The organism is Actibacterium sp. D185-2 (genome assembly GCF_054954595.1).
Window position 1 is genome coordinate 389,719 of sequence record NZ_JBPWNX010000001.1, and the last position, 21,336, is coordinate 411,054.

Consider the following 21,336-nt stretch of genomic DNA (forward strand, 5'->3'; position numbering starts at 1 on the left):
TTGCGCATCACCTCGGGGTGCCCAGTGCGGGCTGAGATGCGTGACGCGAACCCGTTGAACCTGAACCGGTTAAGACCGGCGGAGGGAAGGTAACTGGACAACCTCCATGCCCTGACCCCGACCGCCCGTGAATGGAGGATGGCCATGAAATATCCGATTTTCGCTGCCGGGGCGCTGTGTGCCACGATGGCAGGCGCCGATACGCCTGTGCTGACCGTTTATACCTATGACAGCTTCATTTCCGAATGGGGCCCCGGCCCGCAGGTCGAGGCGGCGTTCGAGGCGACATGCGGCTGCGATCTGCAATTCGTCGGTGCCGGCGACGGTGCCGCGTTGTTGGGCCGGTTGCGGCTGGAAGGCAAGCGAACCGATGCCGATGTGGTGTTGGGGCTTGATACCAACCTGACCGCGGCGGCGCTGCACACCGGGTTGTTCGCACCACATGGCCTGACGCCCCCGGCGCTGAGCCTGCCGGTGGCCTGGGCGGATGACACCTTTCTGCCCTATGACTGGGGCTATTTCGCCTTCGTCTATGACAAGACCAAACTGCCCGGCCCGCCCGCCAGTTTCGAGGATCTGATCGCCGCCCCCGAGGCATTGAAGATTGTGATTCAGGACCCGCGCTCGTCGACCCCCGGTCTGGGGCTGCTGATGTGGGTCAAGGCGGCATATGGCGACCGGGCGCCCGAGATCTGGAAAGGGCTGGCGCCGCATATCCTGACCGTGACCAAGGGTTGGTCAGAGGCCTATGGCCTGTTTGTGGATGGCGAGGCCGACATGGTTCTGTCCTACACCACCTCGCCCGCCTATCACCTGATCGCCGAGGCGGACGACACCAAGGCCGCCGCCCCCTTTGCCGAGGGACATTACATGCAGATTGAGGTGGCCGGGCGCGTGGCCGGGTCGGATCAGCCCGAACTGGCCGATGCTTTCCTGCGCTTCATGCTGTCGGATGCGTTTCAGTCGGTCATCCCGACGACCAACTGGATGTATCCGGCGGTCACCCCCGCGGCGGGCCTGCCCGACGGGTTCACGCCGCCGATTCAGCCCGGTCAGGCGCTGATCTTTTCGGCGGATCAGGCGGCCGAACTGCGCGATGGCGCGCTTGAGGAATGGCGCGCAGCGCTCAGCCAATAAGCGCCGGCGTCCGGGGCGGGGTGGCGGTGGCCGCCCTGATCCTGATGCTGACGCTGGGCACGCTAGGCGCGGTCTTTTGGCGGGCCGAGCGGTTTTCGGCGCTTGGCCCGGCCGATTGGGCGGCGGTGCGGTTCACCCTGATACAGGCGTTGCTGTCGGCGGGTCTGTCGGTGGCGCTGGCGGTGCCGGTGGCGCGCGCGCTGGCCCGGCGGCGATTTGCGGGCCGGGGCCTGCTGATCACGCTGCTGGGCGCGCCGTTCATCCTGCCGGTGATCGTGGCGGTGCTGGGCCTGCTGGCGGTGTTCGGCCGCAGCGGGGTGTTGAACGTGGCGTTGGGCTGGGCCGGGATGGGGCCGGTGTCGATCTATGGGTTGCAGGGTATCCTGCTGGCGCATGTGTTTTTCAACCTGCCGCTGGCGACCCGGCTGATCTTGCAGGGCTGGCTGTCGATCCCGGCAGAGCGGTTCCGGTTGGCGGGCTCGCTGGGGTTCGGCGCGCGGGACGTGAACCGCTGGCTGGAACGGCCGATGCTGCGCACGGTGCTGCCCGGCGCCTTCGTGGTGGTCTTCGTGATCTGCATGACCAGTTTCGCCGTGGCGCTGACGCTGGGCGGGGGGCCGCGCGCCACCACGGTCGAACTGGCGATTTATCAGGCGTTCCGGTTCGAGTTCGATCTGTCGCGCGCGGCGCTGCTGTCACTGGTGCAGTTCACCCTGTCGGCGCTGGCGGCGTTGCTGGCGGCGCGGGTCGCGGTACCCAGCATGACCGGCGCGGGGCTGGACCGGCCCTTGCTGCGCTGGGATGCGCGGGGGCCGGGCGCGCGGCTGTGGGACGGGGCCTGGATCGCGCTGGCGGCGGCGTTCCTGATCCTGCCGCTGGCGATGATCGTGGCCGATGGCGCGGGCGCGCTGTTCGATCTGCCCGCGTCGGTCTTTGCTGCCGCTGGGCGGTCGCTGGGCGTGGCGCTGGGGTCGGCCGCGCTGACGCTGCTGCTGTCCTTTCCGCTGGCCTTGGCGGTGGTGCGGCTGGGCACCCGCCCGGCCGCGCGCGGGCTGGAGGCCGCAGGCGCGCTGTCAATCGCCGCCTCGCCGCTGGTGATCGGTACCGGGCTGTTCATCGCGCTGTTCCCGATTGCCGACCCGGTCGTGCTGGCGCTGCCGGTGACGGCGCTGGTCAACGCGGTGATGAGCCTGCCCTTCGCCATGCGCGCGCTGGTGCCCGCCCTGCGCGATGTGGAAGGCGCCTATGGCCGGTTGGCCGACAGCCTTGGCATGACGGGTGCGATGCGGCTGCGCCTGCTGTTGCTGCCGCGTCTGCGCCGGCCGATCGGGTTTTCCGTCGGGCTGGCGGCGGCGCTGTCGATGGGTGATCTTGGGGTCATCGCCTTGTTCGCCGATCCGTCCCAGGCGACATTGCCGTTGCAGTTGTACCGTCTGATGGCGGCCTATCGCATGGATCAGGCGGCTGGTGCGGCGCTGTTGCTGCTGATCCTCAGCCTGGCGCTGTTTTGGCTGTTCGACAGAGGGGGCCGGGTGAATGCTGACGCTTGAGGATGTGCTGGTGCAGCAGGGCGATTTCACCCTGCACGCGGATTTCAGCGTGGCGGCGGGCGACCGCGTGGCGGTGATCGGCCCGTCGGGGGCCGGCAAATCGACCCTGCTGGATGTGATCGCCGGGTTCTTCGCGCCCAGCCGGGGCCGGGTGCTGTGGCAGGGCCGGGATCTGACGCCGCTGGCCCCCGGCGCGCGGCCGGTCAGCATTCTGTTTCAGGACAACAACCTGTTTCCGCATCTGACGGTGGCACAGAACGTGGGCCTTGGCCTGCGCCCCGATCTGAAACTTGACGCCGCACAGCGTGACGCGGTGGCGCACAGCCTGGACCGCGTGGGGTTGTCCGGGCTGGGCCCGCGCAAGCCCGGCGCCTTGTCGGGGGGGCAGCGCAGCCGGGTCGCGCTGGCGCGGGTGCTGCTGCGGGCGCGGCCGCTGCTGCTGTTGGATGAACCCTTTGCCGCGCTGGGGCCCGCGCTGAAGGCCGAGATGCTGGCGCTGGTGCAGGCGCTGGCGGCGGAAACCGGCGCCACGCTGCTGATGGTCAGCCACGATCCGCAGGATGCCCGCGCATTGGCCGGCAAAACCGTTCTGGTGGCCGGGGGACGCGCCCATGCGCCGCAGGACACCGCCGCGCTGTTCGCCAATCCGCCACCGGCGCTGGCCGCTTATCTGGGATGAAAAAAGCGCGCCCTTCGAAGGCGCGCTTTGAACTTTTGAGACGGTGGGAAAGGCTCAGCTTTCCTTGGTCTTGTGCTTGATCGGGGCCCAGATCCGCTTGTTCGTCAGGTAAAGCAGAACGGTCAGCATCGTCAGGAACAGAACGCCGATGAAGCCCGCGCGCTGACGCGCCATCATCTTCGGCTCGGCGGTCCACATCAGGAATGCGGCGATATCCTCGGCCTCGTGATGCAGTTCGGTGGAATGACCGTCGGCAAATTCCACATCCTCGCCGACCAGCGGCGGCGACATGGCGATCCAGCCGCCGGGGAAGGCGGTGTTTTCGTAATAGATCGTGCCGGCCTCTTCCTTTTCCTCGCCGGTATAGCCGGTCAGGATCGAGACGATGTATTCCGGGCCGCCGATGCCGTTGAACAGCTGGCTCATGCCGCTGCCATACGGCCCGTGAAATCCGGCCCGCGCCTTGGCCATCAGGCTGAGGTCGGGCGCGTTGGGGTCATTGGAACCCGGGAACTTGTCAGCCGGGGTCGCGGGGCGGATGTCGTCCAGCTCGGGGTCGAACGTATCCCACTGGCCGGCATAGGCGCGCACCTGATCTTCCGGCAGATGCGGGCCGCCTTCGTCACCAAGCGTGCGGATGGGCACGAATTTCAGCCCGTGACAGGCCGAGCAGACCTCGGTGTAGATTTGCAGGCCGCGTTGCAGCTGGTTCTGGTCGAACTTGCCGAACGGCCCTTCGAAGGCGAAGTCCACATCATGGGTGTGGCCGTCGCCCGCCGCCAGCGCGGCTCCCGCGCTCAGGGTCAGGGCGGAAAGCGCCGAAAGGGTGAGTTTCCTGATCATGCTCTTGATCCTCTTTCTCACTCGGCCGGAGCCGATTGGGCCACGGCGGCATCGGTTCCGCCCTTGCCGTAGTGGGCGTTGAAGTCGTCTTCGATCGTTGCGGGCAGGGCCGCGGGCTTCTCGATCACGCCAAGCAGCGGCAGGATGATCAGGAAGTAGGCGAACCAGTAGGTCGCAGCGATCAGCGAGATATAGGGATAGATGCCTTCGGTCGGCATGGCCCCCACCCAGGTCAGCACGACGAAGTCGATGCAGAACAGGGCGAACCACCATTTGAACATCGGGCGGTACTTACCCGACCGTACCGACGACGTATCCAGCCAGGGCACCAGCGCCATCACCAGGATCGAGCCGAACATGGCCAGCACGCCGAAGAACTTGGCGTTGACGATGCCGAAAGTGATGAATTCGACGAATTGCACCGCCCAGACATCCGAGGTGAAGGCGCGCAGGATCGCATAGAAGGGCAGGAAATACCATTCCGGCACGATATGCGCGGGGGTCGAAAGCGGGTTTGCCTCGATATAGTTGTCGGGGTGGCCCAGATAGTTCGGCATGAAGCCGACGATGGCGAAGAAGATGACCAGGATCACCCCCAGCGCGAACAGGTCCTTCATCACGAAATAGGGCCAGAACGGAACGGTGTCTTTCTTGGCCTCGGCTTTCGAGATGCGGCGCACCTCGACCCCGGTGGGGTTGTTGTTGCCGGTGGAATGGAAGGCCCAGATATGCACCGCCACCAGCGCCGCGATCACGAAGGGCAGCAGGTAATGCAGGCTGAAGAAGCGGTTCAGCGTGGCGTTGTCCACCGCAGGCCCACCCAGCAGCCAGGTCTGGATCGACTCGCCGATGAAGGGGATCGCGCCGAACAGCCCGGTGATCACCGTGGCGCCCCAGAACGACATCTGGCCCCAGGGCAGCACATAGCCCATGAAGGCGGTGCCCATCATGCACAGATAGATCAGCATCCCGATGATCCAGGTGATTTCGCGCGGAGCCTTGTACGAGCCGTAATAGAGGCCGCGGAACAGGTGCAGATAGACCGCGACAAAGAACAGCGATGCGCCATTGGCGTGCAGATAGCGCAGCATGTAGCCGCCGTTCACGTCGCGCATGATATGTTCGACCGACGCGAAGGCCAGGCTGATATGCGGCGTGTAGTGCATCGCCAGGACGATGCCGGTGACGATCTGCAGCACCAGGCAGAAGGTCAGGATGATGCCCCAGATCCACATCCAGTTCAGGTTCTTGGGGGTGGGGATCATCAGGGTGTCATACAGCAGGCCGACGATCGGCAAACGGCTGTGAAGCCATTTCTCGGCCCCGGTCTTCGGTTCGTAATGGTCGTGCGGAATTCCAGACATCGTGCTCTCCCTCAACCCAGCTTGATCGTCGTTTCATCGACGAATTCGGCGACCGGAATATGCAGGTTCTCGGGCGCGGGGCCTTTGCGGATACGACCGGCCATATCGTAGTGCGAACCGTGGCAGGGGCAGAACCAGCCGCCGAAATCGCCCGCGGCGTTGCCGATCGGCACACAGCCCAGATGGGTGCAGACGCCGATCATGACCAGCCACTCGCCGGCTTCGTCCATGGTGCGGTTCTGGTCGGCCGCGTCCGAGCCGGGCAGGTTGGGGTTCTGCGACGCGTCGTCGATCAGATCGGCCAGCGGAACGGCGCGGCCTGCCTCGATTTCCTCGGCGGTGCGGCGGCGGATGAAGATCGGTTTGCCCAGGTATTTCACGGTCAGCTGGGTGCCGACCTCCAGATCGGCCACATCCACACGGATGGAACTGAGCGCCTGAACGTCCGCCGACGGATTCATCTGATTTACCAGGGGCCAGATGGCGGCACCGGCAGTCACGGCGCCAGCGCCGGCGGCTGCGTAGTAAAGAAAATCGCGGCGGGTGCTATCGTGATCTTCAGCTTGGGACACGAGACTTCTCCCTTCCTTGGCCCTGCATTGGCCAGCACCCCCTAAAGGGGTGCGATATCGTTGCAATCGGCGCGGTTTTAGCGGCGTTCTGGCGCATCGTCCAGCAATCATTCGCGCATGCGGCGCTAATGTCACTTGGTAGCGCTCTCAATTCCCGGAAGGATTGGCTATGCTTGCACCATAGGCGACTTTGGACGAAGAAGTTGTCGCATGGAATTCCCGGCATAGATCCGGTAAAAATCCGCAATCAACGCCAAAACCGGAGTGGCCCAGCATGAAGACCCTGATCAAAGCCCTTGCGCTCATTATTTCGTTCTCGGCGCCGGCCTGGGCCGAGATCGAGGTGAGCCTCTATACCGGCGCGCAGTCGGCGCCGCACAGCCGGGTCGAGGGGAACGATCCGGGCGGGCTTGGCGATTTCAGCTTTCGTGCGAAATGGGAAGGCAAGTCGGATTCGATGCCGCCCTATTACGGTGTGCGGGCGACCTGGTGGCGCGACGAGCGGCTTGGCTTCGGTCTCGAATTCAACCACGCCAAGGTCTATGCCGACGATGAGACCCGCGCCGATAACGGTTTCAACATCCTGGAATTCACCGACGGTCTGAACCTGTTTACCGCCAACGTGATGTACCGCTGGAAGTCCGAACAGCGCCGCTGGACGCCCTATACCGGCTTCGGCGTGGGGTTTGCGATGCCTCATGTCGAGGTTGAAACCTCGGGCGGCCGCACGCATGAATTTCAGGTGACCGGCCCCGCTGTGAAAGCCATCGCCGGGATCAGCTATGAGATGAACGACCGCTGGGCGGTGTTCGGCGAATACAACATCTCCTATTCGCAGAACGAGGCCGATCTGGACAATGGCGGCACCCTTGAGACCGACATCGTGACCAACGCCCTGAATATCGGCCTGGCCTACCGGTTCTGAGGGGATCAGGCGGCCGGCATGGTCGCCTGCATCGCGGGCCGCTGCGCAAATTCGGCGGCCCAGTCGGCCAGCGCATCGCGCCCCGCGCGCCAGTCGCGGGCACCGTGCCGGAAATCGAGATAATCCAGCGCGCAGCCCACGGCGATCTGCCCGATATCAAGCGGCCCGGCCAGGTGGCTCATCCAGCGGGTGTTCAGGGCGGTCAGCGCGCGGTCGATCTTGTCCCACTGCCCGTCCACCCAATCGGCAAGACGCATCGCCTCGGGGCGGCAGCGCGATTCATAGACGATCAGAACCGCGGCATCCATGATCCCGTCGGCGGTCGCTTCCAGCGTCAGGGTTTCCCAAAGACGGGACGCGGGATAAAGTGTGCCCCCGGCCCGGTCATTCAAAAACCGGCAGATCACCCGGCTGTCATAGATCGCCGGCCCTTCGTCACGCAGCAGCGCGGGGATTTTGCCCAGCGGATTATGCGCGGTCGGCATTTCGGCCTGGGCGATGGGATGGCCAACCGCCGGCAGCAGCTCGACATCGTCGCTTTGCCCGGTTTCGGCCAGCACCACACGCACCTTGCGGCAATAGGGTGAGGCGGGATTGTCGAAAAGCTGCATGGCGTCCTCCGGCTCTGCGCCGGGGCACGGTAGGCGGCGGGTTTTGCCCTGTCCAATCAAGAATTCACGACAGCCCCATCAACGCGGCCAGCGGGTGCGTGCCGGGTGCGGGGCTGGTGGCGTCCAGATGCCGGGCGGCCGACAGGCGGGCGGTGTCGGGCTTGTTCTGGCCCAGCTTCCAGGTGCCCTGCACATCGGTGATCCGCATCCGGCAGGGCACGATCGCGCGCATCATCTTTTGCAACGTCTCTGCGGGCATTTTGTCGGCGGTCCATGGTGGTTTGGGTGCCAGCCGATCCTCGAAAAACGCCGATTGCCGGTCCAGCAGGTCGCGCAGCCCGTCGGCCGGGCACAGTTCCAGCGTGCCGCGCAGGTGTATCGCGACATAGTTCCAGGTCGGCACCTGATCGGGCAGATCGTACCAGTCGGGCGAGATATACCCCTCGGGGCCCTGTACTGCGATCAGGGCGGGGGCGGGCAGGGTCCGCGCGACCGGGTTGCTGCGCACCAGATGGGTTTCCAGCACGGTTCCGTCCTGCGACAACAGGAACGGAACATGGGCGGCAAGCGGTCCGTCAGGCCCGTTCACCATCAGCGTGCCAAAGGCGGCCTGACGCGCGAAGGCCAGGTTGGTTTCCCTGGGCGTGGCGCGGAAGGCGGGGTTGGGGTGCATCAGATTTCTTGCCTCCGGCGGGGATATTTTTACGAAAAAGAAGCAGGGAAAAGCGTTTCCGGGTCGCCCGCCTGCCATTGCGGATATTTCGCCATGATCGCGGAAAACCGGTCGGAGGCAAGGAAGGTGTTCAGCCAACGCGCCAGATGCGTCCAGGGCTGCGCGTCGAACCAGGCGCGGTCGGTCAGGGCGAACTGACGGATGAAGGGCAGCGTGGCCATGTCGGCCAGCGTGGGCCGGTCGCCGAAAAGCCACGGGTGATGGGCCAGCATCGCATCAAGGCCGGTCAGATGGGCGGCGGCGGCCGCGCGTTCGGCCAGTGGATCGACGCCGTCATGGCGGCTGGCATATTTATAGCGGTCGAGCGCGGATTTGAACGGACCCTCGAAACGGTCGATCAGGGCATGGCCCGCCTCGGGCATGTTCAGCCAGTGTTCGGGGTCGTGCTGGCGCAGCGCCCACAGCATGATGTCGCGGCTTTCGTCGATGATCCGTTCGCCCGCCACCAGCACCGGCACGGTGCCCTTGGGCGAGGCGGCGAGCATCGCGGCGGGTTTGTCGCGCAGCACCACCTCGCGCAGATCGCAAGTAATGCAGGCGCTGGACAGGGCCAGGCGGGCGCGCATCGCATAGGGGCAGCGGCGGAAGGAATAAAGGATCGGGCGGGGCATTCGGCTTCCTTGCCTCCGGCAGGGATATGTTCGGAAAGACGAAAATCAGGCGGTGAGCTGCTGGCCGACGGTGCCGGTCATCCGGGCTGTGACGATCCGGCCTTCGGTCTGGTCCGTGCTGAATGTGACCTCGGTGAATTGCTCGGTCCGGCCCATGCGCGGGTTTTCCATCAGCACGCGGTGCGTCCTGCCGATCTGTGCGGTCAGGTGGCGCGCAACCTGTGCCTCGCCCGCAGCGCGCAGGCGGGCGGCACGGGATTTGATCGCCGTGCCCTGGACCTGTGGCATCCGCGCGGCGGGGGTGCCGGGGCGCGGGCTGTAGGGAAAGACATGCAGCCAGGTCAGGTCGCATTCGGCCACCAGCCTCAGCGAGTTTTCGAACATCGCCCCGGTTTCCGTTGGGAAGCCCGCGATGATGTCGGCGCCGAAGGTCATGTCGGGGCGCAGCGCGCGGGCCTCCTGGCAAAAGCGGATGGCGTCGTCGCGCAGATGGCGGCGTTTCATCCGTTTCAGGATCATGTCGTCGCCCGCCTGCAGGCTCAGATGCAGGTGCGGCATCAGGCGCGGTTCGGTCGCGATGGCCTGCATCAGGTTTTCGTCCACCTCGATACTGTCGATGCTGCTGATCCGCAGCCGTGGCAGATCGGGCACCAGTTTCAGGATGCGCATCACCAGATCGCCCAGGCGCGGAAGGCCCGGCAGATCGGCGCCCCAGCTGGTCAGATCGACGCCGGTCAGCACGACCTCGTTATAGCCCTTGTCCACCAGCCGCTTGATCTGATCGACCACGACGCCCGCGGGGACCGACCGGGAATTGCCGCGCCCGAAGGGGATGATGCAGAAGGTGCAGCGGTGATCGCAGCCGTTTTGCACCTGCACATAAGCGCGGCTGCGGGTGCCGAACCCGTCGATCAGGTGGCCGGCGGTTTCGGTCACCGACATGATGTCGTCGACCTGCACCTTTTCGGTGTCGCCGATGAAATCGGGGCCCTTGGCCATTTGCGCCCAGGTGGCGGGCTGCATCTTTTCGGTATTGCCGATGACCATGTCCACCTCGGCCATGGCCGAAAACGTCTGCGGTTCGGTCTGGGCGGCGCAGCCGGTGACGATCAGCGTGGCGCCGGGATTATCGCGGCGCAGCTTGCGAATCTCCTGCCTTGCCTTGCGTACGGCCTCGGCGGTGACGGCGCAGGTGTTGACCACCACGGCATTGTCCAGCCCCGCCGCCGCCGACAGCTCTTTCATTGCCTCGGTTTCATAGGCGTTCAGGCGGCAGCCCAGCGTGGTGAATTTCGGCGCGGTGGTCATCCGACAGTTTCCAGAAAGGCGGCGGTGAAGCTGCCGCTGAACACATGTGCGGTGGGGCCGGTCATCCAGACGCCGTCGTCGCGCCAGTCGATATCCAGCGTGCCGCCGTCCAGATCGATCCGCACCCGGCGCCCGGTCAGCCCGCGCCGCGCCGCCGCCACCGCCGTGGCGCAGGACGACGAGCCAGAGGCCAGCGTGACCCCCACGCCACGTTCCCAGACCCGCATCCGCAGATGATCGGGGCCGATCAGCGACGCGAATTGCACGTTGGTGCGTTCGGGGTAAAGCGGGTGATGCTCTACCTCGGCGCCGCGGGTTTCCAGATCGACCGCCTCGGCATCGCCCACGAAGAAGGTGCAATGCGGGTTGCCCATGCCGGTGGCGGTGGGGGCGCCCTCGATCGGCAGGGCCAGTGTATCCATTTCGCGGGCCAGCGGGATTTCATCCCAGGTCAGCTGCGGCGGCCCCATATTGACCGAGGTCAGGCCGTTCCCCGCATCCAAGGCCGACAGCGTACCGCGTTCCGTGATCAGGGTCAGGGCGGTCTTGCCCGTCGTATCCATGATGTGGCGCGCGATGCAGCGGGTGGCGTTGCCGCAGGCCGCCGATTGCGAGCCGTCGGAATTGTAGAAGGTCAGCCGCGCGTCGGCGGATCGGGCGGATTCGATCACCGCAAGCTGGTCGAACCCCACGCCCCGGTGCCGGTCCGCGATCGCCACGACAAGCGCCGCCGGCAGCGGGGCCGCGCCTGCCCGCTGGTCTATGACCACGAAGTCATTGCCAAGCCCGTGCATCTTCATGAACGGCAGGCCAGAGGTGTTTATCGCCTTCAGCATGGGGCGGCATATAGCGCGCGCTTTTCATTGAATCCAGAGACCCGCGAAAAAAGCGCAAAATTGGGCTTGACCGCCCCCGCAGCTTTTCCTAGGAAGCGGGCCTCGAACGGGCCATTGGCGCGGTTGGTCGAACGACCGGCTTTCAAGCAATGGGCCGCTGTCTTGAGTTTGATCGCACGGGCTGTGCTTTTCAGTTCAAGATCGACGAGGACGACGGTTTCAGGGCCGTGGAAAAGATGATGTGGGCCGGTAGCTCAGCTGGTAGAGCAACTGACTTTTAATCAGTAGGTCCCGGGTTCGGATCCCGGCCGGCTCACCATCTTTTAATGCACATGTCCTGAGTTCCCCGGTCAATACCTTTCCTTTTAGCGACATCACGATGCGGGCCACCGCCGTGTGTCCGGAATTTTGCGCTTTTCATGCGCGGCTTCCGGCACAGGGCCGCAGCATGGTCTTTGCCCCGGTCCGCAGCGATGATAGGCGTCGAAGTGTCACGTCAAGCCGGTGGGGGCGATGCGGGTACTGTTGATTCTCGGGGTTTCGCTGGTCTGGGCCGTTGCGGCGCAGGCAGCTGAGTTGCGTCTGGATGCGCCCGGCGCAAGCGATGGGATGCGCGATAACCTGCGCGCCGCGTCGCTGACCTTTGCCGCGGCGCAGGAAGACGGGGCCACGCCGCAGGATCTGTTGGCGGCGGCGCGGGCCGATTATGCCCGTCTGGTGGGCGTGCTGTATGCGGCGGGTTTTTACAGCCCGGTGATCCGGATCGCCGTCGACGGGCGCGAGGCGACGGATCTGTCGCCCTATGCCGCGCCCGACCGGATCGGGCAGATCGTCCTGCGCGTCGAGCAGGGGCCGCGTTTCGTCTTTTCCCAGGCCCGCGTGGCGCCGCTGGCCCCCGGCACCGAGCTGCCCGAGGGCTTTTCCAGCGGCCACACCGCGCACAGCACATTGATCCGGGATGCCGCACAGGCCGGTGTCGGCGGTTGGCGCGACGCGGGTCATGCCAAGGCCGCGCTGACCGGGCAGCGGATCGTGGCGGATCACCGGGCGCACACGCTGGCGGCGGATATCGGGATCGATCCGGGGCCGCGGCTGACCTTCGGCGATCTGCTGATCGAGGGCAAAAGCCGGGTCCGCCCCGCACGCATCCGGGCCATCGCCGGGCTGCCCAAGGGCGAGGTGTTTTCGCCCGACGCGCTGGCGCGCAGCGCGACCCGGCTGCGCCGGTCCGGCGCGTTCCGCTCGGTCGCGCTGAGCGAGGGCGAGGTGGTCAACGCGGATGGGTCGCTCGACATCACCGCCGCGCTGATTGACGAAAAGAAGCGCCGGCTGGGCGTCGGGCTGGAGTTGTCCTCGTTCGAGGGGCTGGCGATTTCGACCTATTGGCTGCATCGCAACCTGATGCGCGGGGCCGAGAGGTTTCGTTTCGACGCCGCCATTTCCGGTATCGGCGGCGATTCGGGCGGGGTCGATTACAGTTTGGGCGCCAGCCTGCTGCGCCCGGCCACCTTCAACCCCGATACCAGCCTGCGCCTGTCGGCCCTGCTGGAAGAGCTGGACGAGCCCGATTATTTCGAGCGCAAGGCAAGCGTCGGCATCGGGCTGACGCGGCAGTTTTCCGACCGGCTGACGGTGGGGGCGGAAATCGGGCTGCGCTATTCCGATGTGGAAGATGACCTTGGCGGCCGGAATTTCAGCCATGTCCTGTTGCCGCTGACCGCCACCTGGGACGGGCGCGACAATATGCTGAACCCCGAAAGCGGGCTGTTTCTGGACACGGTGGCCGAGCCCTTCGTGGGCCTGTCCGGCAGTGCCTCGGGCGGGCGGCTGTTTGCGGATGGGCGCGGCTATTACGGGGTCGGGGTTGATGATCGCGTGATTCTGGCCGGGCGGGTGCAGGCCGGATCCGTCATCGGTGCCGGACTGACCGAAGTGCCGCCCGACATGCTGTTCTTTTCGGGCGGCGGCGGAACCGTGCGCGGCCAGCCCTATCAGGAACTGGGTATCGACCTGCCGGGTGGCGAACGGGTTGGCGGGCGCAGCTTTCTGGGCCTGTCGGCCGAGGTGCGCGTCGGTGTGACCGACACGATCGGGCTGGTGGGCTTTGCCGATGCGGGGTTCATCGGGGCCGACAGCGTGCCGGGTGCGGATGGCGATTGGCATTCGGGCGCTGGGCTTGGCCTGCGCTATAATACGGGGATCGGGCCGATCCGTCTGGATATCGCCGCGCCGGTGGGTGGCGATACCGGCGAGGGGGTCCAGATCTATGTGGGGATCGGACAGGCGTTCTGATGCGGTATCTTCTTGCTTTTCTCTGGGTCTGCCTTACCCCGCTGGCCGCGTTTGCCCAGGATGCGGCGCAGACTGATCGCGGCGTGTTGCAGGCGTTTCTGGAAGACAACCTGTCCGATGCGGGCCGCGACGTGCGGATCATCGGGTTCAAGGGGGCGCTGTCGTCGCGCGCCACGATCGAGGAACTGACCATCGCCGATGCCGACGGTATCTGGCTGACCCTGCGCGACGTGGTGCTGGACTGGTCGCGCGCGGCCCTGCTGGGCGGGCGGCTCGAGGTGCGGGAACTGACCGCCGCCGAGATCGTGTTGCCGCGGCTGCCCGGCGGTGGCGGTGTCAGCGCGTCGGATGCCGAGGCCACGCCGTTTCAACTGCCCGATCTGCCGGTTTCGGTGAATATCGGAAAGATCCGCGCCGACAAGGTGGTTCTGGGCGCGCCGGTTCTGGGCGAAGCGGCAGAGGTGCAGCTGGACGGCAGCCTGTCGCTGGCCGGGGGCGCGGGCAAGGCCGCGTTGGAGGTTGCGCGCATCGACGATGAGGTCGGCACGCTGACCCTGGATGCGGCCTATGTGAACGAGACCGATCAGCTGACCCTGGATCTGGCGCTGGCCGAGGGGCCGGGCGGGATCGTCAGCACCCTGCTGTCGCTGCCCAGCCGCCCGGCGCTGTCGCTTGCGGTTACCGGCGATGCGCCACTGTCGGATTTCACCGCCGATATAAAACTGGCCTCGGACGGGCAGGAACGGCTGGCCGGGCAGGTCCGCCTGACGGCCGAGCCGGGCGCCGAAGGGGCCGCGCCGTTGCGCCGGTTCTCGGGCGATCTGGGTGGCGATATCGCGCCCTTGTTCGCGCCCGATCTGCGCCCCTTTTTCGGCCCTGCGATGCAGCTGTCCTTTGCCGGAGCCCGGGCGCCGGACGGGCGGCTGGATCTGTCGGCGCTGTCGCTTTCGGCGGCGGCGATGACGCTGGATGGCAGTTTCGTGATCGGGGCCGACGGGATGCCCGAACGGTTCGATCTGACCGGCCGCATCGCGGGCGACGGCCCGGTTCTGCTGCCGCTGTCGGGGCCCGAAACCCGCATCACCCGCGCCGACATCACGGCCGGGTTCGACGCGGCGCGGGGCGAGGGATGGACCGCGCAGGCCACGGTTCTGGGCCTGTCGCGCGAGGGGCTGGCGCTGGCACGCGGCTTTGTCACCGGCACCGGCACGATCAGCCGCAGCCAGCCCCGCGCGGTGACCGCCGATCTGCAAATGGGCGCCGAGGGCATCGCCCCGGCCGACCCCGCGTTTGCCGCCGCGCTGGGCGACACCCTGACCGGCAGCGCCACGCTGGCCTGGCAGGCGGGCGTGCCGCTGCGCCTGTCGGCGCTGGAACTGCAGGGCGCCGGGCTGCGCCTGACCGGGCAGGGCGCGCTTGAAGGGTTCGCGAACGGCTATCCGGTCAGCGGCGACCTGCGCCTGAACAGTGACGACTTTTCGCGCTTCTCCGGGCTGGCCGGGCGGCCTTTGGCGGGGGCCGGATCGGTGGATGTGACCGGCAGCGGCACGCTGCTGGGCGGGGCGTTCGACATCGATCTGCGGGCCGGGATCACCGATCTGCAAACCGGCACCGCGCAGCTTGACCCGCTGCTGGCGGGGCGCAGCCTGTTGTATCTGGTGGCGCGGCGCGGCGCGACGGGCACCGTGGTGGAAAAACTGACCCTCGACAATACCGCGATCAGCGCCAGCGCATCGGGCACGCTGAACGGTCAGGCGGGGGGCGCGGTCCTGTCGGCGCAGTTGGCCGATCTGGCGCCGCTGGCGCCCGGCCTGACGGGTCCCGCCACACTGGAGGCAGAGGCGACATGGACCAAGGACGCCCCGCTGCAGCTGAACCGGCTGATGCTGACAGGGGCGGGGGCGGTGCTGACGGCGTCCGGCGCGGTGGTGCTGGACGACGCCTTGTTGCCCGCGACCGGAACGCTTGATCTGCGCGCCGCCGATCTGGCGCCGTTTTCGCGGCTTGCCGGGCGGCCCCTGCGCGGCGCGCTGAATCTGGCCGTCAAAGGCAGCGGGCAACTGAAGGGCGGCGATTTCGATCTGGATATGACCGCGTCGGGTCAGAATCTGGCCGCCGGTCTTGGCGATGCCGACAGGGTATTCGCCGGGGCCAGCGGTCTGAGCGCGCAGATCGGGCGCAAGGACGGGCGGCTGACGGTCGGGGCCTTCGCGCTGACAACCCCACAGTTGACGGCGGCGCTGTCGGGCGGGGTGGGCGAAGGCGATGTGCTGGATTTCACCGCGCGGCTGGCAGATCTGGGCCTGTTGGTGCCGGATTTCCCCGGCCCGGTGGCGGCGCAGGGTACGATTCGCCCGGCCGGACCCGACTGGCAGGTGGCGCTGGACGTGACCGGCCCCGGCGGCACCGAGGCGCGGATCGGCGGCCAGGTGGCCGGTAACGGGCAGAGCGTGGCGGTTTCGGCCGTGGGCAGCGCGCCGCTGGGCCTGGCCAACACGTTCATCGCGCCCCGCTCGGTTCTGGGTGTCGCGCGTTTCGATCTGCGGATGGACGGCGCGCCGGGGTTGGCGGCCCTGTCGGGCAGCATCGCGACCAGCGGCGCGCGGGTGTCGGCGCCGACGCTGGGCCTGTCGCTGACGGGGCTTGATGCCACGGTTGGCCTGTCGGGCGGGCAGGCCACAATTTCCGCGTCCGGCAGCGTGGCCGGCGGCGGGCGGCTGACGGTGAACGGGCCGGTCGGCCTGTCCGCACCCTATGTGGCGGGATTGCAGATCACCGCCGCCGGGGTCGTGTTCGAGGACCCCGCGCTGTACCGAACCACGGTCAACGGCGCCGTCGCCGTGCAGGGGCCGCTGACCGGCGGCAGCCTGATCAGCGGCACGATCGAGCTGGGCCAGACAGAGATTCAGGTGCCGTCGACCGGGGCCGGGCCGGGGGGCGAGATTCCCGACGGCCTGACCCATGTGAACGAACCTGCCGATGTGCGGATCACGCGGGGCCGGGCCGGGCTGATCGGGGCGGCGGACGGCGCGGCGACGGGCGGCGGCGGGCTTGGGCTGGATTTGACGATCCTGGCGCCAAGCCGCATCTTCGTGCGCGGCCGCGGGCTGGACGCCGAACTGGGCGGTCGGTTGCGCCTGACCGGCACCACCTCGGACGTGGTGCCGGTCGGCCGGTTCGAACTGATCCGCGGCCGGCTGGACATTCTGGGCAAGCGCCTGACCCTGGTCGAGGGCGCAATCCGCCTGCAGGGCGCGTTCAACCCCTATATCCGGCTGGTGGCCGAAACCCAGTCCGACGACACCACCGTGCAGATCGTGACCGAGGGTCCGCTTAGCGAGCCCGAGGTCAGCTTTCTGTCGCAGCCCGAACTGCCACAGGACGAGGTGCTGGCCCGGCTTTTGTTCGGGCGTGGCATCACGACCCTGTCGCCGCTTCAGGCGGCCCAACTGGCGGGCGCGGTGGCGACGCTTGCGGGCCGCAGCGGCGGCGGGATCGTCGCGAAGCTTCGGCAGGGATTCGGGCTGGACGATCTGAACATCACCTCGGACGGCGCGGGTGCAACCCAGCTGCGGGCGGGCAAATACCTGTCGGAAAACATTTATACCGACGTGACCGTCGACAGCGCCGGCACGAGCGAGATCAACCTGAACCTGGATCTGTTACCGAATGTCACGGTCAAGGGGGGCTTGGGCGATACCGGGGATACCAGCCTGGGGATTTTCTATGAGCGCGACTATTAACGCGGGTGCACAGGTATTTCGCCAAGGGTCGCATATGTGCCCCTAGATCAATCCCAGAGTCGTCGCGCACCACAGGCTTGCGTCGCCGCCCACGGTCTGGCGGTGCAGTCCGGCATGGCGCAACAGCCGGATTCGGTCGGGCAGATGCTGGCTGCGGGTCCGGGCGAACGTGGCCAGAAGCGCGCGGTTTTCCGGGGTGAAGCGATGGGCCGAGGCGGCCAGCGCACGAATGTTGACATCGTTCCACTGTCTGAACCGGCCCTGAAACAGCATGACTGCCCGCCGCGCCCGCGCCATGCACGATCTGTTGGCGCCGATCAGATTACGCCTGTGCTGGCGATACAGAACCATCGGCTCCGGGTCATAGACGACGTGGCCGCCGACCCCGGTGACCAGTTGGTAAAGCCACCAGTCATGCGAAACTACCGCACCCGCTTCGGCGCTGGCGGCGCGGGCCAGGGCCAGGGCCGCGCGGTTCAGAACCATCGTGTTGCCGCCGCCGATATTCTGCACAAGCGCGTTTTCAAAGCAGGGCGGGCGCCGAAACAGCGGCGAGCGGCCCTGCGGTGTCAGCGCCTTGTCGCAAATCCAGGTCCGCCCGCAGTAAAGCGCGGGCCGGTCCGCCGGAAGGGCCTGCAGCGCGGCGATGGCGCGGTCAAGCTTGCCGGGCAACCAGACATCGTCCTGATCGGACAGGGCGGCGAAGGCCGCCTCGACCCCGGCCTTCGCGAAGAGGTGCATGAAGTTCCGCGCAAAGCCCCGGCAGGGACCCCGGCAGAGGGTGATATCGCGGTCCGGATTTTGCTTGGCGAAGCTGGTCAGTAGGTCCGGGGTGCCGTCGGTCGAGCCGTCATCCGAGGCGATCAGGCGCCAGCGGCGATGTGTTTGCGCCAGAAAGCTGTCGAGCTGCGGCCCCAGCAGATCGGCCCCGTTATGGGTTGCCAGCAGGATGGTGACCTCGGGTTGATGGGTCATGCACGCCCCCTATGCGGCCGGTTTCAGCCGGTTGTCGAAACCGAACGCGGTCTGCAGATCGTCGGTTTGCTTTTGAAAGACTGCTTCGATCCAGGCGATGCGTTCCGGCGTTCTGCCGGTATCCGGCGCGCCCACCTGTTTCAGTGCGGCGCGCAGCATGTCGCGGATTTCGCCGGGCGCGGTCCGGCCTGCATTGACCGCGGCGGCGATCCGGTCGCAATCTTCCATCCGGAGCGAGGGGTTCGATTGGTCCCGCGGCAGATCCCAGCGCATCCCCTCGACCCCAAGCAGCCGTTCGAGGGTCGGGCGAATCTGATGATGGTGGGCCAGAAGCGGCGCGTGATCCGGGAACCGCCGCTGCCACCCTTTCAGAAATCCGGTCGCGGACATCGCCCGGCTGCGCTCTACGGTGAATTGCTGGAATGTGCGCCCGTCGAATGCGCGCCCTTCGGTCAGGAAACGGTCCAGATGCTGTTTGATGAACTGCGAGTAATCCCCGAATATGAACTGACTGAAGGGGCGCAGAAAGGCGACGATCTGTACGGTGATGCCATTGCGCGCGGTCAACTCGGACAGGGACTGCGCCTTGCCGGCCGCTGCGAACAGGTCCTCGTGGGACAGAACGACCAGATTGTGCCCGTCGAATATCTGCGCCAGCCGACCTTGGGTCATGATCAACGCCGCCAGCCCGTTTCCGGGATGCGCCGTGCCGTCATGCGGATAGTGGATGCCGTTTTCCGACAGGTATCCGCGATTGGCCAGCATGACCTGTTGCAGATAGGTGGAGCCGCATTTCGGCGACCCCACATGGAGGATCAGGGTTCTGCTCATGCGCATTTCCTTTCCAAGGCCCACGCGCCCCGGATCGTTGCGGCCAACCTGTCCGCCGTTGCCTGCAACGGGGGGCCCAGCGGGGCCAGGTCGAAATCACGGGCATGCCGGTCGGGCGCGGGGGCGGCCCAGGCCCGGCGCAGCGTTTCGGTCAGGGCGGGTACGGTCGGCGCGCAGGAATGGATCGCGGGGCTGAGGCACGACAGATCCTTGGGACCGAAGTGGTTGGTCACGACCTTCGCGCCGGCGGCCGCCATTTCCAGCGGCAGGTGGCTGGGATGCGGCGAATACATCAGCGAGAGTCCCAGATCGACCGTGCTCAGAAAATCGGGGTAATCGGACCAGGGCAGTTTGCCGAGGCTTTCAAGACGCAACTCGCCGGGCATCCGCAGATCGCCATGTTTCAGTCCGACGCTGACCAGTGAAACGTCGTCGCGGGTCAGGTTTTCGGCCTGCAGGAAGTGGCCCAGCGCGCCGATCGCCTGGGGGAACATGTTGCGGGCGACCTCGGGCCGGCCATAAAGCGCGATACGTTTGCGGGCGGTGCGGCGGTCGGGTAGCCCGGCGTAGCGGGCGATGTCGATCGACGGGCGAAACACCATGGCGGCCGGCGTCGCGAAGTCGAAGCCTTGATCGGCGAAATAGCGACGCAGGGGGGCGGAGTTGAAGATCGGGATGAACCGGAAGCCATAGCTTTCCACAGCCCCCGCATATTCGGCGCCCCAGGGATAGAAATTCGGTTCGTAATCCTGAATCAGATAAAAGAACCGGTCCTGTGCGAACCCGCCCGTGTCGATTTGCGCCTGGGCGATATGGGCCGTCCACCAGGCCGTGGCGAAGAACATGTCGTCGGGGTGGCAGGGCAGGGTCGCCTCGCTCACCCCGCAATGCAGCGACAGGCGCGCGGCGATGGCGGTGCGGTCGGCCCCGGCGGGCAGGCGGTGCAGCAGGAACGCGCGTGCGGCAGCCTGTGCGGCAATGGGCAGATCGGTCGCAACGAAGCGCACCGGAATGCCGCGCGCCGCGACCGCCAGGCCGAACTCCAGCGCCGTGGCGATTCCGGCGAAAATCTCGGCCGGGTTCAGCGTGGGCACCAGAACGACAAGCGCCGGGGCATCGGCGCTGAAGACCGGGTGCCAGCGGGCGATGGTGCGCGGATCGGTCTTGTGCGTCCAGTCCTCTGCCGGGGCGGCGGGGGGCGGGTTCCGCGGGGCGCAGGGCATCTGCCCCGGGGACAGGGAATAGGCGCGCTGATCGAAGGCTTGCAATGCGCTGTCGAGCCCGGCGTGCAGCGCGTGCCGCAGCGCCCAGACCGACCGCCCGGCCGCAATCACCGCATAGGACAGCGCGATCCGGGATTGCTGCGCTTTGCCGATCAGGGCAAGTCGCGCGGCGTCGCGTATGAACCGTGGACCCGCCGACAGGCGCCGCAAGAACGGGCGGAGCGGGGCCAGCCGGGCAAGATGCGCCGGCTCCTGCCCCAGCCGCAGCACAAGCGAGCGTGCCAGATACATCGCCAGAGCATAGGAGGCCGCCCGCTGGCGCAGCCAGTGCCGGCCGAGGGCGGGCCCGGGCGCGGCGGGTTGCTCGATCGCCCCCACCGCATTGCCGCCATGCTGGCGATACGCCACCAGCGGCTGTTTCAGAAACACAGGCTGCGACAGCACCGTGCCGACCAGCGCCAGCCACAGATCGTGATAATAATGCACCCCGTCCTGCGGCGGGAACGGCAATGCCGTTTCCACCAGGCGACGGGTCATCAGCATGGTCATGCCGGTCACGGTGTTGCGGTAAAGCAAATCGCGCAGCCCCGGCGCGGTTTGTCGGTTTTCGAGACGAAACAGGGAAGCGTGCCGTTCGCGCCCTGCGGCGTCGACGACACGCGCATCGCTATGGGCCAGATCGGCGCCGGACCTTTTCAGCGCTTCCAGGCTGAGTGCCAGTTTGTCGCGGTGCCAGATGTCGTCCTGATCGGCCAGGGCGAAGAACTGGACGCCGGGCGCACGCGCTATTGCCTCGGACAAGCCGAATTCGAAGGCGCGCACGGCGTCCATCGGGGCGGCGGGCGTCACTGTTTCAAAAAGCAGGCCGGCCGCGCGGGCCTGCGTCTTGATCAGCGGGGCCGAAGTGGTGTCGGCGGCCACGAACAACACCGAAATATTGGGGTGGGTCTGCCGCGCGATCGAGTCGAGTTGAGCGGCGAAATGGCTTGGGTCGGGATGGTAAACAGCAACGACAACAACGATTTCTGGGGCCATGGCGTTCTGTCCTGTCTCACTTTTCCTGGGCCGGGCGACCCCGGCAGACCCGACGTTATGGGTGAAAT

The 21,336-nt window shown here is 66.7% G+C and carries 17 protein-coding genes, 1 tRNA gene and 1 riboswitch; of the genes, 7 read left to right on the forward strand and 11 right to left on the reverse strand.

Going from position 1 to position 21,336, the window contains the following annotated elements; all coding sequences use genetic code 11:
* Positions 1–3 precede the first annotated feature (3 nt).
* Positions 4–104, forward strand: a riboswitch (TPP riboswitch).
* Positions 105–144: 40 nt separating this feature from the next.
* From thiB to thiQ, 3 genes are read left to right on the forward strand one after another with little or no spacing between them, the layout of a single operon-like run.
* Positions 145–1,137 carry a thiamine ABC transporter substrate binding subunit gene (gene thiB, locus ACSR1C_RS01975; RefSeq protein WP_460257638.1) on the forward strand — a complete coding sequence of 331 codons (993 nt, stop codon included), beginning with the start codon at positions 145–147 and terminating at the stop codon, positions 1,135–1,137.
* Positions 1,113–2,687: a thiamine/thiamine pyrophosphate ABC transporter permease ThiP gene (locus tag ACSR1C_RS01980; RefSeq protein WP_460257639.1), complete on the forward strand. Its 1,575-nt coding sequence runs from the start codon at positions 1,113–1,115 to the stop codon at positions 2,685–2,687. Before thiB ends, ACSR1C_RS01980 begins: the two co-directional genes overlap by 25 nt.
* Positions 2,674–3,366, forward strand: coding sequence for a thiamine ABC transporter ATP-binding protein (gene thiQ, locus ACSR1C_RS01985; protein WP_460257640.1), 693 nt, complete (start codon positions 2,674–2,676; stop codon positions 3,364–3,366). The genes ACSR1C_RS01980 and thiQ overlap by 14 nt, the downstream gene beginning before the upstream one ends.
* A 54-nt stretch (positions 3,367–3,420) precedes the next feature.
* Here thiQ and ACSR1C_RS01990 read toward each other — a convergent pair whose 3' ends face one another.
* From ACSR1C_RS01990 to petA, 3 genes are read right to left on the reverse strand one after another with little or no spacing between them, the layout of a single operon-like run.
* Positions 3,421–4,209 carry a cytochrome c1 gene (locus ACSR1C_RS01990; protein ID WP_460257641.1) on the reverse strand — a complete coding sequence of 263 codons (789 nt, stop codon included), beginning with the start codon at positions 4,207–4,209 and terminating at the stop codon, positions 3,421–3,423.
* 17 nt (positions 4,210–4,226) lie between these two features.
* A complete protein-coding gene (petB, locus tag ACSR1C_RS01995; RefSeq protein WP_460257642.1) occupies positions 4,227–5,573 on the reverse strand; it encodes a cytochrome b in 1,347 nt (448 codons plus the stop codon).
* An 11-nt stretch (positions 5,574–5,584) separates the two neighbouring features.
* Positions 5,585–6,145 carry a ubiquinol-cytochrome c reductase iron-sulfur subunit gene (gene petA, locus ACSR1C_RS02000; RefSeq protein ID WP_460257643.1) on the reverse strand — a complete coding sequence of 187 codons (561 nt, stop codon included), beginning with the start codon at positions 6,143–6,145 and terminating at the stop codon, positions 5,585–5,587.
* A gap of 274 nt (positions 6,146–6,419) precedes the next feature.
* Here petA and ACSR1C_RS02005 point away from each other — a divergent pair, with 274 nt between their 5' ends.
* Positions 6,420–7,070 (forward strand): outer membrane protein, encoded by a 651-nt coding sequence (locus tag ACSR1C_RS02005; protein ID WP_460257644.1) that lies wholly within the window; start codon positions 6,420–6,422, stop codon positions 7,068–7,070.
* 5 nt (positions 7,071–7,075) lie between these two features.
* On the opposite strand, the gene ACSR1C_RS02010 is transcribed toward ACSR1C_RS02005, so the two are convergent.
* The 5 genes from ACSR1C_RS02010 to dapF all read right to left on the reverse strand — a co-directional run bounded on the left by ACSR1C_RS02010 (position 7,076) and on the right by dapF (position 11,169).
* Complete coding sequence (locus ACSR1C_RS02010; protein WP_460257645.1) at positions 7,076–7,681, reverse strand: glutathione S-transferase; 606 nt, start codon at positions 7,679–7,681, stop codon at positions 7,076–7,078.
* Between the two features lie 64 nt (positions 7,682–7,745).
* A complete protein-coding gene (locus ACSR1C_RS02015; RefSeq protein ID WP_460257646.1) occupies positions 7,746–8,354 on the reverse strand; it encodes an FMN-binding negative transcriptional regulator in 609 nt (202 codons plus the stop codon).
* 29 nt (positions 8,355–8,383) lie between these two features.
* Complete coding sequence (locus ACSR1C_RS02020) at positions 8,384–9,025, reverse strand: glutathione S-transferase (RefSeq protein WP_460257647.1); 642 nt, start codon at positions 9,023–9,025, stop codon at positions 8,384–8,386.
* 45 nt (positions 9,026–9,070) lie between these two features.
* A complete protein-coding gene (mtaB, locus tag ACSR1C_RS02025; RefSeq protein ID WP_460257648.1) occupies positions 9,071–10,333 on the reverse strand; it encodes a tRNA (N(6)-L-threonylcarbamoyladenosine(37)-C(2))-methylthiotransferase MtaB in 1,263 nt (420 codons plus the stop codon).
* On the reverse strand, positions 10,330–11,169 hold the full coding sequence (gene dapF / locus ACSR1C_RS02030; protein ID WP_460257649.1) for a diaminopimelate epimerase: 840 nt from the start codon (positions 11,167–11,169) through the stop codon (positions 10,330–10,332). Before dapF ends, mtaB begins: the two co-directional genes overlap by 4 nt.
* Positions 11,170–11,412: 243 nt before the next feature.
* On the opposite strand from dapF, the gene ACSR1C_RS02035 reads away from it, so the two are divergent.
* The 3 genes from ACSR1C_RS02035 (at position 11,413) to ACSR1C_RS02045 (ending at position 17,204) form a co-directional block, all read left to right on the forward strand.
* Positions 11,413–11,488 (forward strand) — tRNA-Lys (locus tag ACSR1C_RS02035).
* 194 nt (positions 11,489–11,682) lie between these two features.
* A complete protein-coding gene (locus tag ACSR1C_RS02040) occupies positions 11,683–13,461 on the forward strand; it encodes an autotransporter assembly complex protein TamA (protein ID WP_460257650.1) in 1,779 nt (592 codons plus the stop codon).
* Positions 13,461–17,204, forward strand: a complete 3,744-nt coding sequence (locus ACSR1C_RS02045; protein ID WP_460257651.1) for a translocation/assembly module TamB domain-containing protein — start codon at positions 13,461–13,463, stop codon at positions 17,202–17,204. The genes ACSR1C_RS02040 and ACSR1C_RS02045 overlap by 1 nt, the downstream gene beginning before the upstream one ends.
* A 42-nt stretch (positions 17,205–17,246) precedes the next feature.
* On the opposite strand, the gene ACSR1C_RS02050 is transcribed toward ACSR1C_RS02045, so the two are convergent.
* Genes ACSR1C_RS02050 through ACSR1C_RS02060 form a run of 3 tightly spaced genes read right to left on the reverse strand, consistent with a single transcriptional unit; the run spans position 17,247 to position 21,268 of the window.
* On the reverse strand, positions 17,247–18,179 hold the full coding sequence (locus tag ACSR1C_RS02050; RefSeq protein ID WP_460257652.1) for a glycosyltransferase family 2 protein: 933 nt from the start codon (positions 18,177–18,179) through the stop codon (positions 17,247–17,249).
* A 9-nt stretch (positions 18,180–18,188) separates the two neighbouring features.
* Complete coding sequence (locus ACSR1C_RS02055; protein WP_460257653.1) at positions 18,189–19,010, reverse strand: hypothetical protein; 822 nt, start codon at positions 19,008–19,010, stop codon at positions 18,189–18,191.
* The gene (locus tag ACSR1C_RS02060; protein ID WP_460257654.1) at positions 19,007–21,268 is read right to left on the reverse strand and encodes a rhamnosyltransferase WsaF family glycosyltransferase; all 2,262 of its coding nucleotides are present in this window, start codon (positions 21,266–21,268) and stop codon (positions 19,007–19,009) included. The genes ACSR1C_RS02055 and ACSR1C_RS02060 overlap by 4 nt, the downstream gene beginning before the upstream one ends.
* Positions 21,269–21,336: the final 68 nt, after the last annotated feature.